This is a genomic window from Vibrio sp. 1F255, from assembly GCF_041439145.1.
In the GTDB taxonomy this organism is placed as follows: domain Bacteria; phylum Pseudomonadota; class Gammaproteobacteria; order Enterobacterales; family Vibrionaceae; genus Vibrio; species Vibrio crassostreae_C.
Genome location: NZ_JBGONQ010000011.1, coordinates 88,375 through 106,303, shown reverse-complemented (window position 1 = coordinate 106,303; position 17,929 = coordinate 88,375). Strand labels below are relative to the sequence as shown.

Genomic DNA, 17,929 nt, shown 5'->3' with positions numbered 1-17,929 from the left:
TGACCTGTATTTTGTGCGTAGGATCATATAACCAATGATCTGATCCTCGGATTAGTTGAATTATATGCTGAATCGATTCAGTATAAAAGCTGAAAGGATTCAGCAAAATCTGAAAAGTGACTTCAATCATCCTTTTGTATGGATTGAGCGTCATTTGTTGTGATTCAACTTCTCGTTATTAACGAAACTGAAATTACGACACGCAGCAAAACTATTTTGAAAACCAAAATCGGCTTTGCTGAATTTTTTTACACTGAATGCTGAACCGATTCAGCAAACATAAGACAAAGATTTAAGCTCCATAAATCTTGCTCTAGACTGAATCGTAGCGATACACAAATTCTCAAGCGATACGCTAAAGAGGCACCATGCTTAAATTATCAAAATCTGACATCACTCTAGGCCAAACTGCCGAAGACAAATTCAAAGCAATCCAAAACATTGCTGGCGACCTGACAGCTAAAGGTTTAGTTGACTCTGGTTACGTTGACGGAATGCTGAACCGTGAAAACCAGAACTCTACGTTCCTAGGTAACGGCATCGCGATTCCTCACGGAACGACGGATACTCGTGGCCTAGTGAAAGAGACAGGCGTTGCGGTACACCACTTCCCTGAAGGTATTGATTGGGCTGACGGCAACCGTGTTTACGTAGCAATTGGTATTGCAGCGAAATCTGACGAGCACTTAGGCATCCTTAAGCAACTGACCAAAGTTCTGGCAGCTGACGGTGTTGAAGAGAAATTAAAGCAAGCGAAATCAGAAGACGAAATCATCGCTCTACTTAACGGCGAAGTTCAGCTTGAAGCCGACCTAGACGCTTCTTTAGTTCAGCTACTGTTCCCTGCAAGCGACATGATTCAAATGTCTGCAGTTGCGGGCGGTCTACTTAAGAACACAGGTTGCACAGACAACGCATTCGTTGCTGACCTAGTAACGAAAACACCAACTCACCTAGGCCAAGGCCTGTGGTTGTTGGGCAGCGACAAAGGTGTAACTCGCACTGGCGTATCTTTCGTTTCAACAGCGAACCATTGTGAATACGAAGGCACACCAGTTAAAGCATTGGTAGCATTCGCCGCTTGTAACAGCGCGCACCAATCTATTCTGGCAAACCTAAGCAAGATGGTTTTTGAAGGTAAACAGCAACAACTGTTAGCCGCTGACGCAGCGCAAGTGATTGGCCTTCTAAAAGGTGAAGCGGTTTCTACAGCGTCTCAAGACGACGACAACTGCGCAGTCTTCAAAATCAAAAACGCACACGGCCTACACGCTCGTCCAGGTGCAATGTTGGTTGCTGAAGCGAAGAAATTCGAATCAACAATCCGCGTTTCAAACCTAGATGGCGACGGAAAAGAAGTGAACGCGAAGAGCTTGATGAAAGTCATCGCACTTGGCGTTAAACACGGCCACCAGCTTCAGTTTGTTGCTGAAGGTGACGATGCAGCACAAGCACTTGAATCGATTGGTAAAGCTATCGCTTCAGGCCTTGGCGAAGGTTAAGGAGTCGATATGTCTGATAAACAAATCAAAGCCGTTACCGTAACGCTTAACCCTGCTCTAGACCTGACAGGCGCTATCGACGCACTAAATGTAGGTTCAGTGAGCCTAGTAAACAAAGGCTCTCTGCATGCAGCGGGCAAAGGCGTAAACGTAGCGAAAATACTTTCAGAGCTTGGCGCGAAAGTGACCGTAACAGGTTTCCTTGGTCGCAATAACGAAGAAGCGTTCTGCCAACTGTTTGAGCTGATGGGCGCAACTGACCGCTTCATCCGTGTCGACGGCGCGACTCGTATCAACGTGAAATTGGTAGAAAATTCAGGCCAAGTAAGCGATATCAACTTCCCAGGTGTTCCTGTTGATGCTGACGCGATTAAAGCGTTTGAAGAAACCTTGTTAGAGCTTGCTGAAACACACGATTACTTCGTGATTGCAGGCAGCCTGCCACAGGGCATCTCTCCTGAGCTTTGCGCTTCTTGGGTTCAACGCTTACACGATTTAGGTAAGAAGGTGCTATTTGATAGCAGCCGTGACGCACTTAAAGCCGGTATCAATGCGCAACCTTGGCTGATTAAGCCAAACGACGAAGAGCTGTCTCAGCTGTTCAACGCAGAACTGACAACACGTGACCAATGCCAACACGCAGGCCAAGCCCTAAGTGAAAAAGGTATTGAGAACATCGTGGTGTCACTTGGCGCAGAAGGTGTGATGTGGCTAAACCAAGGTGAATGGTTACATGCTCAACCACCGCGCATGCAAGTAGTTAGCACGGTAGGCGCAGGTGACACCTTAGTTGCAGGCCTATGTTGGGGTCACATGCAACAGATGCCAAAACCAGAACTTATTAAATTCGCAACCGCCCTATCTGCTCTAGCAGTTTCACAGGTAGGCGTGGGCATCACCAGCCAACAAGAGCTGGATTCAGTACTACAAAATATCCAATTACAGTCGCTTAGTGCTCCAACTAGCCAGTTAGACACAAGCAAATAGGACAAAAGGTTTATTATGAATATTACCATTATCACAGCTTGCCCTAGTGGCGTAGCAAACAGCATCATCGCAGCAGGCTTGTTAGAGCAAGCGACAAAAGCACTGGGTTGGAACGCCGCTATTGAATGTCAATCAAGCGTGTTACCTGACTCAACCGTATCGCAAGACGCTATCGACAGCAGCGACGTTGTGGTTATCGCAGCCAACACCAACGTTGATAAAGCGCGCTTTGTCGACAAGAAAGTATACCAAGCGGCTATCTCTGAATGCACTGCTGATGCAAAAGCATTCCTAGAGAAAGCGGTAGCAGAAGCAACAGTATTAGACGCTTCACAAGTTGAAAGCGCTGTTGAAGTGACTGGTACGTCACCTGCTACAGGTAGCAAAAAGATCGTAGCGATTACGGCTTGCCCAACGGGTGTTGCACACACCTTTATGGCCGCTGAAGCGCTTGAAGCTGAAGGCAAACGCCTAGGTCACCAAATCAAAGTAGAAACTCGCGGCTCTGTAGGTGCAAAAAACCAACTGACAGACCAAGAAATCGCAGACGCTGATCTAGTTATCATCGCAGCAGATATCGATGTTCCTCTGGATCGTTTTAACGGCAAAGCGCTATACAAAACCACAACAAGCCCTGCTTTGAAGAAAACAAAGCAAGAGATGGAAAAAGCATTCGCAGAAGCTAAACCATACCAACACACTGCTTCTTCAAATTCAGCACCTGCTGACGAGAAGAAAGGCGTGTACAAGCACCTAATGACGGGTGTTTCTCACATGCTTCCAGTGGTAGTTGCAGGTGGTTTGATCATTGCTCTTTCTTTCGTATTCGGTATCGAAGCGTTTAAAGAAGAAGGCACGCTGGCCGCTGCACTGATGACTATCGGTGGTGGCTCTGCATTCGCTCTGATGATTCCTGTTCTTGCTGGTTTCATTGCATTCTCAATTGCTGACCGTCCGGGTCTGGCTCCAGGTCTAATCGGCGGTATGCTGGCTAGCTCAACGGGCGCAGGTTTCCTAGGTGGTATCGCAGCAGGTTTCATTGCAGGTTACGCAGCGAAATTCATTGCCGACAAGGTTCAACTTCCACAATCCATGGAAGCCCTCAAGCCAATCCTGATCATTCCGTTTATCGCGAGTTTGTTCACTGGTCTTGTGATGGTTTACATCGTGGGTGGCCCTGTTTCTGGCGTGATGAGCGCAATGACAACTTTCCTAAACAACATGGGTACGTCTAATGCGATTCTTCTAGGTGTGATTCTAGGCGCAATGATGTGTTTCGACCTTGGTGGTCCGGTAAACAAAGCCGCTTACACATTCGGTGTTGGTCTACTGGCTTCGCAAACTTACGCACCAATGGCGGCTATCATGGCAGCAGGTATGGTTCCAGCTCTAGGTATGGGCCTTGCGACTTTCTTAGTGAAAGACAAGTTTGAAGCAGGCGAGCGTGAAGCAGGTAAAGCATCATTCGTTCTTGGCCTATGTTTCATCTCTGAAGGTGCAATCCCATTCGCAGCGAAAGATCCAATGCGTGTTATCCCAGCTTGTATGGCAGGTGGTGCACTAACAGGTGCTCTATCAATGATGTTTGGTGCACAGCTAATGGCTCCACACGGCGGTCTATTCGTACTACTGATTCCTGGCGCTATCTCTCCAGTACTTATGTACCTAGTAGCGATTGCAGCAGGTACGCTAGTAACAGGCTTTGGCTACGCAGCACTTAAAAAGATGAGCGGCTCTAAAGTAACGGCAGAGGCTTAATCCCCCTACTCTGGTTAACGGTTCAGCCCGATAACCAGAGGCTCTTGATAACCGGTTTCTTGGTAAAACGGCTCCTTAAAACAAAGGCTCCTCATTTGAGGAGCCTTTTTATTGTTCATGTATTTTCCGGTCGGAATGAGTTAAGTGCAATATTGGTATATTTGATTAGCTAGTAAGCGTTTCTTCAAAGACACCCAATTCACGACCAAGCCAGATCGCTCGTACTGTGTGATCCACAGTTTCTTCACCGCCAGTTACAGGGTGAATAAGCACCGACATATCACCGCGTTCTTGCTCAAGCCATTCAACAATGCCCGACTCTTTGTTCGCAAAGTGAATCTCAAACATTGGCATCTTATGTGGACCAACCAAACGCTGTATTAATGGGAAAACCTCTAATACATCTTTACGTTCCGCTAAAATTTTCTGACGCAGTGTTTCTGCTTGCTCTGCAAATCGCAGAGGGAAATAGATATGACCGTGGTACATGGCACCATCCTTTAGAATTATGATGCGAACAGTTTAACCTGCTTTCTCTAGCAAGGACAGTCAACCAATGGCAGCCGAAGTATTAAACATCATGTAGAAGACTGATCTAGCTGAAATTTCTAGAGCATTCCAACAAAAACGCCACACGTAGTTTCAGTGTGGCGTTTGTTTTTAAGCTATAAAATGCTTTAGCAATAATTAGCGTTAGTAAATTGAATCAACATTCAAAGGACTGTTGTTTGGTTTCTCTAGTTTTAATTGTTCAACCGCACTAAGACCTTTAGAGCTAATTCCGCCACTATAAGACTTCGTGCCATCAGCATTAGTCATGGACGTTTCGCCCACGTTCCAAACTTCAAAGAAGTCACTTAAGTCATAGTTTGAAACATAAGAAGCGCACACCATCATTAGGTCTCCACCAGAAAGCCCAGTCTCGCTAGCACTACAATAGTTCGTATTCGAGTCGCCTTCTCTATCACCTCGAGCTTTACGGTGCATAAGTTTGAACATGTTCCAGCCTTCATCTTCACCATACACATCAGATTGGCTTGCGCCGCGTGTATACCAATCATCAATTGCAAAGTTCGATTTTGCCCAGATTTTTAGCTGACCAAACATAACTAATCGTAAACCTGCATCACCATGTGACCACGCATGTTCATTATTAAGCTCTAGCCATTTAGGTGCTTTCTTAATATCCGATTTAATACGATCCATTTCAGGGTTTGCATTGCGCCCCTCTAATTCCTGCATATACAACGCAAGAAGGTTATTGGTTACTTCTGTACTACCAGCCGCAAGGAAAGGAGCTGATGCTAAGTTGTGACCAACTTCATGCCACAACAACCAATCGTTCACAGGGTTGGTTGGAATGTATGTCCGATTTGCGTTAAAGCTTGAATTCATCACTGGGTAGCCAGAGTGAGCAGCGCCAATCGAAATCTGCACGTCATTCACAAAACGATGGCGGAACGCATTCAGTTCTGGATAAGTGAACCTACGGTGTAAACCAGTGCTTTGTTTCTCATCACGCCCGTAGAAGTCACTTGCCGCTTCAGCGAATCGATTCATATCTGTTGCGAATTGGTTCAAATCAGCGGATTCTAGATTCCTGATTGGTGTAGTGTAAATAAATGAACCCGTATCGATTTCTGCAATTGGTGCGTCTGCCGATTGAATAGTGTTAATCCACTGTCCCTCTTTCCACCAAGCCGCTTTTAACGCGCCATCAATGCTAAACGAGACTTCACCAAGCTCTTTTACTTTCGGTTGAATGTAAATAAGGCCACCATACGGAACCTTGAAAGTTAAGCTCGAACCATTGTAGTCAAAGCTGGTTTGCATACGTGGAGGGCGTTTCAAACTCGTTTCGTGATTCGGCTTACCTGTAAGATCATCCGCGATCATCACAGTAATCGTAGCTGCCACGCCATCTTGAATGGTTACTTCTTGTAATTGAGGTGCCCACAGACCTGTCGATTGATTGTTTCCTGCCGAATACGTCACCGCTTTACCGTTGGTCTGAACCATTACCGTACTTGACGAAGATGCCCCCGAAGTTCGACCCGGATACATTGTGGTATCAACAACGATTTCATGATCCCAGAATGAGCGCCCCAACATAATACGAGTCAGAGGTTTCTCCATGTAATTTAATGGATAGCTAGGATTCAACTGCCCAGATAACTCACCTTCGCCATGAATCATTCCATTAGCGACTAACGACGCTTTTAGGTCAACAGGACACTGTGCATCCATTGTGTCTGTTTGATGTAAGTCTTCGGTATAACAGTTAAGGAACTGAACAGCCTGCTTGAACCCCAACTCATCTTGTATTTCTGTTTCAAAATGGTATGCGTTGTCATTCCACATCCAAACAGACAGGTTATCAAACGCTTGATTCAATTCGCTGTTAGACAGACGCTTACCTTGAGTACCTTTTGTTCTATAGTAAATTTCATGCTCATAAAGCGCCGTAAAGTTAGTGCCCAAGTTCGCCGCTTTAACCATGCTACCAACAACAGCTTCACTTACTTCATAGCGATCAAAGTCTGCGCGATGATAAGCACCACGAACAGTAACACCGTCTCCAGAACGAGTCTCAATACAGTTAAATTCATATTCATAATCGTTTGTACAAAGATCAGTTCCAACAAATGCAGATTGCAGTTCTTTGATCGCCGCTTCACGCTCTTCTGCCGATTCAACAAAGATACGTGCGGATTTTTTCTCCATTACTGTTACACCAGACGCATCAAGCACTGGCTTCCCTTCAGCGTCTAACTTAGTAACCTCATAAGTCGGGATCTCAAACTTAATCTTGGACTCATCTTTGATCCACTCAACCGTACCATCTTGATTTACCGTGAATGGAGGCTCTCCTTGGTTATCTTGAAAACGCTCAAGAACCACCATTTCCTTTTGACTCTTCACGTGAAGATTAGGATAAGGTGCTTGGCAGTAATAAGAGCTACCGCAGAAAGCTTGGTTTGTCGGGGTAACGTTTTCACCACCAAGAGATACACCTACGGCATCTGCCAAGCGTCCAACAGGTTCAGGATTAGTCGTTTGAATCGCATCCATAAACAAGATATTGCCACCGTCATTAACATAGTTAATAAGAGCCGTAATATCGTCTTGGTTTAAGTTCGGGTTATCCAAGTCATCAACAAACTGGTTAGTCATGCCATCTTGAACCAACTTAGGTGGGTATGCCTGAAGGATCAAAATCGGCGTATTACTCGCATCCAAATCATCAAAGTCACCTGAACCACGCTTTTCTACTGACGCAAAACCATACTGAGGACTAACAAAAAACGTGTACTGCTTACCCATTGTGGAGTGGTGATAAGCCGAATAGGCTTGGTCAATATTGGTCACTGCATTCATCCCAGCAATAGGCAAACCATTATTGAACCACTCAAACAAGTTCGAGAAAAACAACCTCATGCTGCCTTGGTCATCATGTAGTAGGTTTTCAAACGTCGAAACAGTGCACTGTTGTTTGTTGCTGTCGATATGTAATGTGCGATTAGCCCAATAATTCTCTGGGCATGACAGAATACTTGGATATAAGCCATTGCCCATGAACACGACCTTACCTTTGCCTATCTCGCCTGCAGTAACGAATGGGAAACCATAAGTCGCGTTGTCTTCAGAGACTAAAGGAATCGGAGGCATCGAGATGCTTGGGTGTTGTGCGATGTAAGGCTTACCTTCACGAGTCCAAGCCTGTTGCTCACCAAAGTAAAGCTCACGGTTTTTATCAGTTCTTGGCATCACCACAGGGAATGCTCTGTTCGATATGTTCAGAGCTCGCATACCACGGGTATACCCCGTCGCACCGTAAAAGCTACCATTGTCATTGAAGACATGGAATTTGGTGACGTTGTGGAAGATTTGCTGCAGAGACTCTGTTACATACTGACCAGAATTCATAGATAAAACGGCAGGTTGACGAACATAATCCATAAACTGAGGCGTTTGGCGCAGCTGCTCATCAATGACTGCCGTTAACCCTTGGCTAAACTGACCAACAAACTCATTAGGAAGTTCGAAGTCTGTACCCTCTATCAGCCCCCCATTTGGCAGAGTTAGGTTGATCAACTCATTTATAACGTTAGGGTAATTTGAAAAGGTATCTTGGACTTCTTCAGATATCTCATAATAACTTACATGATCAACCGCATAGCGCTCTAGTAATGACTGGATATTCGCTTTCTCAACCACATTATTGGTCACATCAGACAATTTATAAGCAACCTGATTACCCGTAATGGAGCCAAACTCAAACGTATCAATACCAAAAACGATTCTGTCGCCCCACAGGTACTCAAAGACTCCCTCTTCATCCGTCACGCCCGTCGCGTTAGCCGAAAAGAAACTGATCCCAGAAATCGGCGTACCATTAGCGTCTGTAAGCTTACTGCGAGTTAACACCTTACCTTCAACACTTGGCTTATAAGCATAGGTAGACTCTGCGTCCGCAGAAACAAAACCAGCGTTAAGGTTATTGTCCGCATTAGGGTCAACCGCAGGAACAACTGTTGTGTCTACGTGTGAACTAGGAGCCTTACCTACTTCATCTGTAGACTCTTCTTCTTTCGATGAAAAGTACGCATCGACAGCATCTTGATCATCAAGTTGCGAGAACACACCTTCAATATCAAAAGCATCCAGTTCTTTTAAACAGATAGCACTTTCAGTCTCACAAACATCAATTGATTCGAGTACCTTGGTAACGTTGTCTCCATGTAATTCTGTCAACTCAAATGCCGCATGAAGCGCATCATTTGAAATCGTGCTTTCTGTGACTTCGGGGAAAGGAGCCGTGAAATCACCTAAAGTAAGGTGACCCAAGGTACAACTAAAACTCACGCCTTGTTTTACACTGAACGTTCCGTTTTCAAGATGAATGCCGTCACAGTACACATCTCCAGAAACAAACGCCCCGCTCGACAACAGTGAACCGATGTAAGTTGTTGGGGGAATAATATCTGTTGGTGGAATAATGTCAGTCGGCGGAAGAATATCCGTTGGTGGAACAATATCTGTCGGAGGAAGAATGTCCGTTGGTGGTACAATATCTGTTGGAGGAGCCGTATCAGGGCCACCACTATAGCTTAGTGAGTCGTGATTACACCCTAAAAGAGCCGTGGATATGATAGCCAACGCAATTAAGTTTTTTTTCATTGAGCGAAGTTAGTCGTAATTTAAAGTGGACCGTTATCTTATAGATTTACTCCACCTCGATGACTATTGTTTTTTGTCTTAACCACAAAGACCATTACTCATAAGCGATTGAATAAGAAAAACAAAATGATAATTGAGACTCTCATTCCAATTACAAAACCTCTCCCTACCTTAAAACGGAAAAACGCCATATCTCGATTGAGATATGGCGTTTCAATTAGCCATTAACATTAAGACCGATAGGGTATATCTGCCAAAAACACGTTCAAAAAAGAACTAAGGCTTAAGCTTTAAAACTCGGTCAATGTCTTCCGCAGAGTGGCGCTCTGGTACTTGCTCCCACTCTTCGCCAAATGAACGGTTAACCACTCGGCCGCGTTGGAAGCCTTCGCGCGCTTCTAGTTGCTTCGCCCAGCGCACAACGTTGGTGTATGACTCAACTTGTAGAAACTCGGCCGCATCGTAAATTTTGCCTAGCACAAGGTTGCCATACCAAGGCCAAATCGCGATATCAGCGATGCTTAACTCGTCACCCGCCACAAATGTGTTATTTGCGAGCTGTTTGTCTAACACATCTAGTTGACGCTTAGCTTCCATTGCGAAGCGGTTAATTGGGTACTCTTGCTTTTCATCCGCGTAAGCGTAGAAGTGGCCGAAACCACCGCCTAGGAATGGTGCCGAGCCTTGTGCCCAGAACAACCAGTTAATGGTTTGTGTTCTTGCTGCCCCTTTTTTTGGTAAGAAGTGACCAAATTTTTCTGCTAGATGCATCAAGATAGATGCCGATTCGAATACATTCACGTCTTCGTCACCAGACTTGTCGACAAGTGCTGGTATTTTGGAGTTTGGATTCACGCTAACAAAGCCAGAAGAGAACTGATCAGCCTCACCAATGTTGATCAAGTACGCATCATATTCAGCTTCTTTAACACCCGCCGCTAACAACTCTTCCAGCAAGATAGTGACTTTTTGACCGTTAGGTGTGCCAAGAGAATACAATTGAAAAGCATGGTCACCAACAGGAAGCTCTTTATCAAAGCGAGCTCCAGATTCAGGACTATTGATGTTTGCCCACTTGTTACCACCAGCAGTATCGTTAACCCAAACTTTTGGCGGAGTGTATTGTTCTGACATGATATTTCCTTATTAATATAGGGTCTCACAAACTGATATTAGGTCACATGCCTGCGGTTAAAACCCCTGAATACGATTTATTTTCAAACTGTTAAGCATGGCTTATTCCAGAAAGACATAACCCGCTTAAGCGTTAGTGTGTAGAAGGTAAGTCTGTATTCAAACTTCAATCTAATATCGATAAGTCCACTGCATCATTTAGCAATGATTTTACGAACGACATACCGACAGCTTCAAGAAAGCTGTGATAAAATCGGGATATTACAATTGATAAGGATTTGGCAATGTCTTCTGATTTCACAGGTTCGAGTGCAGCGTATGCTCGCCAAGAGAAAGGCTACCGCGAAAAAGCACTAAAACTGTACCCTTGGGTTTGTGGTAAATGTGCGCGCGAATTTGTTTACTCAAACCTCCGAGAGCTTACCGTTCACCACGTGGATCACGACCATACAAACAACCCTGAAGATGGCAGCAACTGGGAGCTACTGTGCCTGTACTGTCACGATCATGAGCATTCAAAATACACTGACCATGAGCGTTATGGTGTGGATGCAAAAGCGAGTTTAGATGATCATCAGTCAGCGACACACAACCCGTTCGCCGATCTCGCTAAGATGATGAAGAAATAACACACCTTCAGAGTAGTCTTTGGTAGATGGTAACTGCTAGATAATAGATACATAACAAGTAACCCCAGTATGTCACCATACTGGGGTTTCTTTTATCTGCCGTCATAACCAAATAATAGAGTTCAGGTAGGCAGGATCAAAAAAGCCTTCCGAAGAAGGCTTTTTAAGAATCAAATCGAATTATGCTGCCGCTTGCTTGCGAGACTCTTCTACCTTCTTAGCGCGCTGTTTTAGCGTCAATTTATCGCGGTATGCAAACCAAACGTAAGACACAACCACTAAGAAGAACAGGTATGACAATGAGAAAATGAACGGCGATTGAATGATATCGTTCGAGATACCCCAAGAAACACCGATAACAGTCACTGCAATTTTCGCAAAAAAGCCACACATCAATAGCACTAATGCCAACTGTGGGAAACGCGTACTGCGGAATGCAAGCCAGTAGCAACTACCAACTGCTAGAGCCGCAACATAGAAGCCGAATAGGAAAGAGTGAATATGGTCAGCTGCCGCTACACCACCAGAAATTGACATCAATAAAATTAAAAACAGTTTCATAATACTCGCCTCACCATAAGTTGGAAACGCATCCTTTCAAATTTGGAATCTCAGTTTGCATACTATTTTCCCACTTTTTACGGACAACACAACCCCTCCAATCGAACAAAATGTAAGCAAAAGTACTAACAAAAATCACCCTTAACAATTGCTTAACATTCTGTTTTTAATAAAACTCCGTTACTCCTTGTCTCATATGAACAAAGCGCTGTTACGATTTATTTTGTTACACAAATTTAACCTTGGAAATTAATTAAAATTATTTGTAACTCTGTGATATCCGCACGCAATACGCGTCTATTCAAAAACCATCACCTCAAAATCCCTGAAATAATAAGAAGACAGAGCGAAAAAGAACAAAATAGAGAGGTGTTAAAAACATTTCAAAAACCAATGAAAAACAACTTATTAACAAATTGAATTTAATTTACCAAAAATGGAAAAAGAGATTCCAATCACATTTTAATTGGTTATAATCCGCGCTCTTTTGCGCTATCTGTTGATAAACGCAAACTAATTTTGAAGAAACAATCACAATAACCCGTCTTTAGTTAAGTGGCTCTCCACTAACCGATGACAAAACTGAGAATAAAAATGAGCAAGATTGATAAAGCAACACGTATCCTGCTAGCAGGCTTCTGTATCAACCTTTGTCTTGGCATCCTGTATGCTTGGAGTGTATTTAACAAAGCGCTAGTAACTGAAGCTGGTTGGAGTGCTGCTGAAGCATCTTCACCTTACGCTATTGCAACTATCACATTCTCTGTTTGTCTTCTTGTTGCGGGCATCCTACAAGACCGTATGGGTCCACGTAAGATCCTTATCCTAGGTACAGCGCTTACAGGCCTAGGTATGATTGCTTCTGGTTTCGCTACAACGCCTATGATGCTGAACATCACGTTCGGTATTATAACAGGTGCAGGTATCGGCTTCGGTTACGCATGTCTGTCTCCATCAGCAATGAAGTGGTTCCACTCTTCTAAGAAAGGTATGGTTAACGGTCTTATCGCAGCAGGCTTCGGTCTTGCGGCTATTTACCTAGCACCAGTAACTTCTGCGCTAATCGACAGCATGGGTATCCAAACTAGCTTTATGATTCTTGGTGTTGGTGTACTTGCAATCGCAGTACCTCTAGCAGCAACAATCAACAACCCACCAGCGGATTACACGCCAGCTGAGCCTAAAGTAAAAGCAGGCCAAGCTCCTAAAGCGGTTAAGAAGACTGAAGACCTAACTTGGAAAGTAATGCTGAAGACTCCTCAGTTCTACTCTCTATGGATCATGTACGCATTCGCTGCATCTGTTGGTCTAATGATCATCGGTAACATCACTACAATTGCTAGCGTTCAAGCTAACCTGCCAAACGCAGTTTACCTAGCGTCTATCCTTGCAGTATTCAACTCAGGCGGCCGTGTTGCTGCGGGTATGCTTGCAGATAAAATCGGTGGCGTACGTACTCTACTTCTAGCGTTCATCCTTCAAGGCGCGAACATGGCTCTATTCGCTACGTTCAACTCTGAATTCACGCTAATCATTGGTACGGCTATCGCAGCGGTTGGTTACGGTACGCTTCTAGCAGTATTCCCAACACTAACTGCTGAGTTCTACGGCCTGAAAAACTACGGTACTAACTACGGCGTGCTTTACACGGCATGGGGTATCGGCGGCGCTATCGGTGCAGCAGTTGTTGGCTTCTCAATGTCAAACGGCGAAGGTTACGGCCTAGCTTACACAATCTCTGCAGTTATGATGGCAGTGTGTATTGTTCTAGCAATCATCACTAAACCAATCTCTGAAGCTAAAGTTGCAGAACTAAAAGCATCACAAGCTTAATCAACAGAAAAGATTGAATTTGTTACTGAAGAGCTTAACCTTAGGGTTAGGCTCTTTTTGTATCAAGCGACTTCTCCATTGACGACCGAAACCACTCTTCAGCTCTCCCCCACTTATTATCTCGACAACTTCAATCGACTGGTTGAACACGCTCAAACGCTCTACCCCGATCTTCTGAGTGATGATGAATGTCGTTGGTTGTCCGCATACAAACGTCTTTCTGTTTCAAGCCAATGCCTAATGGTTCGTTTGCTTTCTCGTAAAGGCCGTTGGTTTCGCAGCGATAAACTCAACTATGTTGAGATCCCAGATCTAAAGACCGAACTGCAAGAGCTAAACAGCTCAGGCTTCATTGGGTTGAGTCATCCCGAAGAACAGCATGACCTCGCCATTAGTGAGGTCGAGCTCGGGTTGCACTTGCTCACCAAACCAGAGCTGTTGAGTGTATTCCCCGCCCTTAAGAGCCATAGAAATGCCAAGAAAGACGAGCTGTTGTTACGGCTTGATCAGCAACCTTTTGATCAATTTCAAAACCTCTCTTTCGACTGTATTTACGTCATCGAATCTCAAGTGATTGATGTATTACTGTTGCTGTTCTTTGCCAACACCTATCAAGACTTAAGTCAGTTCGTGTTAAGCGACCTTGGGCTAAACACCTTTGAGAACTACCCATTAAGCAAGCAACGCCGCTTCTTCACCTCTAGGGATCAGCTCAATCAATTAATCCAGATGCGCGATATTCAACGCTTGTATTCAGAAGGTGACCGCAAAGATGGCGAGTTTCTGGAACTGATTTTAAATGCGATTCCTGAAGAATCAGAACACAGAAGTATTGCCAGAAAACGATCGCGTTTGATCAATGATGTTGCTCGCGATCTTGAAAGGCTTAATCTAAACGACCAAGCAATCTTTTGGTTCAGACAATCTACACTTCCTCCGAGCAGAGAACGACTTGCACGCATCTATGATAAGCAAGGTACGCTAGACTTAATGTGTGACATTGTCACGCAAATGAAAGCTACTCCATCGGATGTGTCAGAGTTGGAAGTCGCTATTAAGCTTGAAGACCGGCTGCTACGGAAACAGGGGCACAAAGTTTCACGAACCATAAAGCCGAGCTGCAAAGAGTTAAAACTGGAATTAGACCTCAGCCAAACTCGAGTCGAGCTTGCGGTAAAGCAGCATTTTGAGAACCAAGGTTGGGACGTCTATTTTTCAGAAAACAGTTTTCTGTGTGGCTTGTTTGGTTTGGCTTTCTGGGATGTCATTTTCGCAGACGTTGAAGGCGCCTTTATCAATCGTTACCAACATCGACCATTGGATCTGTACCATTCAGATTTCGTAGACAAGCGAGCCGAACAGATTGAAGCCGTGTTTCAGACGATATCCAAACATGGGCTGAACCATTTTCTTGATACTTACGATGAAAAGCAAGGTATCGCGAACCCCTTTGTTCATTGGAATTATTTTCCTAAGGCACTCATCGAACATGGCATGGCTTCAATTCCAAATGCCTTGGTTGTAGACCTCTTCAAAGTGATATTGAGTGACTTAAAGCTATTTAGAACTGGGATGCCGGATTTGATTGCGTTCAAGGGCGATGAGTTTCATTGGATTGAAGTCAAAGGCCCTGGCGATAAACTGCAAGACAACCAGTGGCGCTGGATCAAAGAGTTTGAGCGATTGTCTGTCCCCTTCTCTGTTTGTTACGTCAATCAATGAGTCTTAGCTCTTAACTCTTAACTCTTAACTCTTAACTGCTAGCTTTTAGCTCTTGGGACTTAAATCTAGCTAAGTCTAAACACCAATTTCTGAGCACTAGCGAGTGACGCGCATCGACAAGTCACTCGTCCCATCAAGATCTTGTCTACAAAATTGTTAGAACATGAGCATTTTCAATCATTTTCGATATAATTATAGAAAATGCCTAATATTTAAATACGTATGAATTTGAAAAAACTCTTCATTTTAGCTTTTGTTAGCGTCTTCTCAGGTTGTGCCGTCTACGCGGGTTTAAACTTCGACGAACTGTTTGGTGAACAACAAGTACGCGATCGCCAAGCACCTATTCTTTCAGCTCAAGCGCAGCACTTCATTGACGAAGTAAAGCCCATCATTGATAACCGATGCGTGGTTTGTCACGCTTGTTATGACGCCCCTTGCCAACTCAAAATGTCTTCAGTGGAAGGTATAGACCGAGGCGCGAGCAAGGCACTCGTTTATCAAGGCACCCGCTTAACGGCATCAGCCCCTACTCGCTTGTTTGAAGATGCGTTAACCACGCAAGAGTGGCGCGATGCGGATTTTCATCCTGTCCTCAATGAGCGTATGCAGAACTCAACGGCTAACCTCGATGCTGGTCTTGTTTCTCGTATGTTGATCCAGAAAGAGAATCACCCTCTGCCCGATCAAACCCAGCTTGAAGGTTTCGACTTTTCAATCGATCGCGACCAACAGTGCCCAACCATTGAAGAATACGCTCAATACGAGAGAGATTACCCAACTTGGGGAATGCCTTATGGGATGCCAAACTTAGACAAAACCGAATACGCGACTTTAATGAGTTGGTTGGAAAATGGCGCGTTAATGAACGACCACATTCCATTGACTGATGCAGAACAAGAGCTCGTTAATGTCTACGAAAGCTTTTTAAACAAGAGCGACAATAAGAGTCAACTTTCAGCACGTTACATCTACGAGCACCTGTTTTTATCTCATGTCTATTTTTCTGATTTAGCTCAGCCAACACGCTTCTTCACTGTTGTTCGCTCTGCAACACCACCAGGTGAAGCGGTACAGCGCATCACGACTCGTCGCCCTTATGACGATCCAAAAGTAGACCGTGTTTACTACCGTCTGATTCCAGAACAAGGCACTATCGTCGACAAAACGCACATGCCTTTCGCACTTAATAAAGATCGTCTACAAAAGTGGAATACCTGGTTTGTCGACGTAAATTACGAAGTAAAACAACTACCTAGTTACGACATCGATGTTTCAGCAAACCCAATGACATCATTTGAAGCGCTGCCAGTAAACTCGCGCTTCAACTTCATGTTAGATAACGCGCAAAACACCATCATGGCCTACATCAAAGGACCTGTGTGTCGTGGTCAACTTGCCTTGAACGTAATTAACGACCGTTTTTGGGTTTTCTTCATCGACCCAGAGAAAGCCGATGTTCCGGAAATCAACGCCTTCTACGCAAGTCAAAAGAAAAATTTAAAGCTACCTAGCGAACTAAAAAGTAACACCGTACCTGTGACCAACTGGGTAAGATACGCAAAGCAACAAGCGCAATACCTAAACGCGAAATCAGACTTCACTAACCAATGGTTCGAGAGTGGCGTCCACCTAGACACTGGCATCATTTGGGATGGCGATGGCATCAACCCGAATGCTGCTCTCACCGTCTTTAGGCACTTCGATAGCGCCTCTGTTGTACAAGGGTTAGTTGGCACGCAACCTAAGACTGCGTGGATTCTTGATTATGCTCTTCTAGAGCGTATTCATTATCTTCTCGTTGCAGGCTTCGATGTTTACGGCAACTTTGGCCACCAGCTGATTACACGCATGTTCATGGACTTCTTGCGTCTTGAAGGTGAGAGTAACTTCTTAAGCCTTCTTCCTAAAGACGTTCGTCACATTGAACACTCTAGTTGGTACCAGAACCAAAGCGCACAACTGAGTGACTATTTGCAGCGAAACATTGCACCTTTTGATCAGCCGACCAGCGTGGTTTACAAAACGGCCGATCCGAAACGCGAACTGCTTGATATGATCAAAGATAAGCTCGCACCTGTTCTCGATAATCGCTTTGAGATTGTTGAAACAGGTTTTGGTAGGAAGAATGAAGCACTGCTTAACCAAGTGAATTTGATAAAGGGCGAAGGCCTGCGTCATGTGCCTCAATTAGTGATGATCATGATTGAAGGCGAAAACGGCGAAGAGCAACTGTTCACCATGATTCACAACAACGCTCACAGCAACATTTCGAGCCTGTTTAATGAAGAAGGTAACCGTGATTACGCCAATGATGACCTAACCCTCGTAAGAGGCGTTGTCGGTAGCTACCCTGCGGCTTACCTGTCATTAACCGAAAGCGACATTCCGACTCTGGTTAAAACGCTACAGAACTTGAACACGGAAGAAGACTACGTGGCGTTACTTGATAAGTTTGCTGTACGACGCAGCTCTCCGGAGTTTTGGCCGTTCAGTGACCGTGTCCATCGCTGGTATCAACAAGCGCAACCTATCGAGTTCGGCCTGTTGGATTACAACCGCTTTGAGAACCGCTAGTTTTCACGCATAACTTTTAAAAACAAAAATCCTCTGTCTTGGCAG

At 44.6% G+C, this 17,929-nt stretch carries 11 protein-coding genes; 7 read left to right on the top strand and 4 right to left on the bottom strand.

Translation table 11 applies throughout. The features are described 5' to 3' along the window. Positions 1-368 precede the first annotated feature (368 nt). Genes fruB through fruA form a run of 3 tightly spaced genes read left to right on the top strand, consistent with a single transcriptional unit; the run spans position 369 to position 4,247 of the window. Complete coding sequence (gene fruB / locus ACED41_RS08870; protein WP_371724827.1) at positions 369-1,502, top strand: fused PTS fructose transporter subunit IIA/HPr protein; 1,134 nt, start codon at positions 369-371, stop codon at positions 1,500-1,502. Positions 1,503-1,511: 9 nt separating this feature from the next. Beyond that, the gene (gene pfkB / locus ACED41_RS08865) at positions 1,512-2,489 is read left to right on the top strand and encodes a 1-phosphofructokinase (RefSeq protein ID WP_371724826.1); all 978 of its coding nucleotides are present in this window, start codon (positions 1,512-1,514) and stop codon (positions 2,487-2,489) included. Between the two features lie 15 nt (positions 2,490-2,504). Further along, entirely contained in the window at positions 2,505-4,247 is a 1,743-nt protein-coding gene (gene fruA, locus ACED41_RS08860) for a PTS fructose transporter subunit IIBC (RefSeq protein ID WP_371724824.1), read from the top strand. 165 nt (positions 4,248-4,412) lie between these two features. On the opposite strand, the gene ACED41_RS08855 is transcribed toward fruA, so the two are convergent. The 3 genes from ACED41_RS08855 to yghU form a co-directional block, all read right to left on the bottom strand. Further along, positions 4,413-4,736 (bottom strand): DOPA 4,5-dioxygenase family protein, encoded by a 324-nt coding sequence (locus ACED41_RS08855; RefSeq protein ID WP_371724822.1) that lies wholly within the window; start codon positions 4,734-4,736, stop codon positions 4,413-4,415. A gap of 204 nt (positions 4,737-4,940) precedes the next feature. After that, positions 4,941-9,428, bottom strand: a complete 4,488-nt coding sequence (locus ACED41_RS08850) for an SslE/AcfD family lipoprotein zinc metalloprotease (protein WP_371724820.1) — start codon at positions 9,426-9,428, stop codon at positions 4,941-4,943. 276 nt (positions 9,429-9,704) lie between these two features. Further along, positions 9,705-10,562 (bottom strand): glutathione-dependent disulfide-bond oxidoreductase, encoded by an 858-nt coding sequence (gene yghU, locus ACED41_RS08845; protein ID WP_371724819.1) that lies wholly within the window; start codon positions 10,560-10,562, stop codon positions 9,705-9,707. Between the two features lie 284 nt (positions 10,563-10,846). Here yghU and ACED41_RS08840 point away from each other — a divergent pair, with 284 nt between their 5' ends. Continuing rightward, positions 10,847-11,191: a YajD family HNH nuclease gene (locus ACED41_RS08840; protein ID WP_017060876.1), complete on the top strand. Its 345-nt coding sequence runs from the start codon at positions 10,847-10,849 to the stop codon at positions 11,189-11,191. 180 nt (positions 11,192-11,371) lie between these two features. Here ACED41_RS08840 and ACED41_RS08835 read toward each other — a convergent pair whose 3' ends face one another. Next, the gene (locus ACED41_RS08835; RefSeq protein ID WP_017064770.1) at positions 11,372-11,752 is read right to left on the bottom strand and encodes a hypothetical protein; all 381 of its coding nucleotides are present in this window, start codon (positions 11,750-11,752) and stop codon (positions 11,372-11,374) included. A gap of 594 nt (positions 11,753-12,346) precedes the next feature. Between ACED41_RS08835 and ACED41_RS08830 the strand changes: the two genes are divergently transcribed. The 3 genes from ACED41_RS08830 (at position 12,347) to ACED41_RS08820 (ending at position 17,884) form a co-directional block, all read left to right on the top strand. Next, on the top strand, positions 12,347-13,585 hold the full coding sequence (locus tag ACED41_RS08830; protein WP_017067032.1) for an OFA family MFS transporter: 1,239 nt from the start codon (positions 12,347-12,349) through the stop codon (positions 13,583-13,585). Between the two features lie 57 nt (positions 13,586-13,642). Next, complete coding sequence (locus ACED41_RS08825) at positions 13,643-15,307, top strand: VRR-NUC domain-containing protein (RefSeq protein WP_371724818.1); 1,665 nt, start codon at positions 13,643-13,645, stop codon at positions 15,305-15,307. A gap of 222 nt (positions 15,308-15,529) precedes the next feature. After that, complete coding sequence (locus tag ACED41_RS08820) at positions 15,530-17,884, top strand: fatty acid cis/trans isomerase (protein WP_371724817.1); 2,355 nt, start codon at positions 15,530-15,532, stop codon at positions 17,882-17,884. The last annotated feature ends 45 nt before the right edge of the window (positions 17,885-17,929 follow it).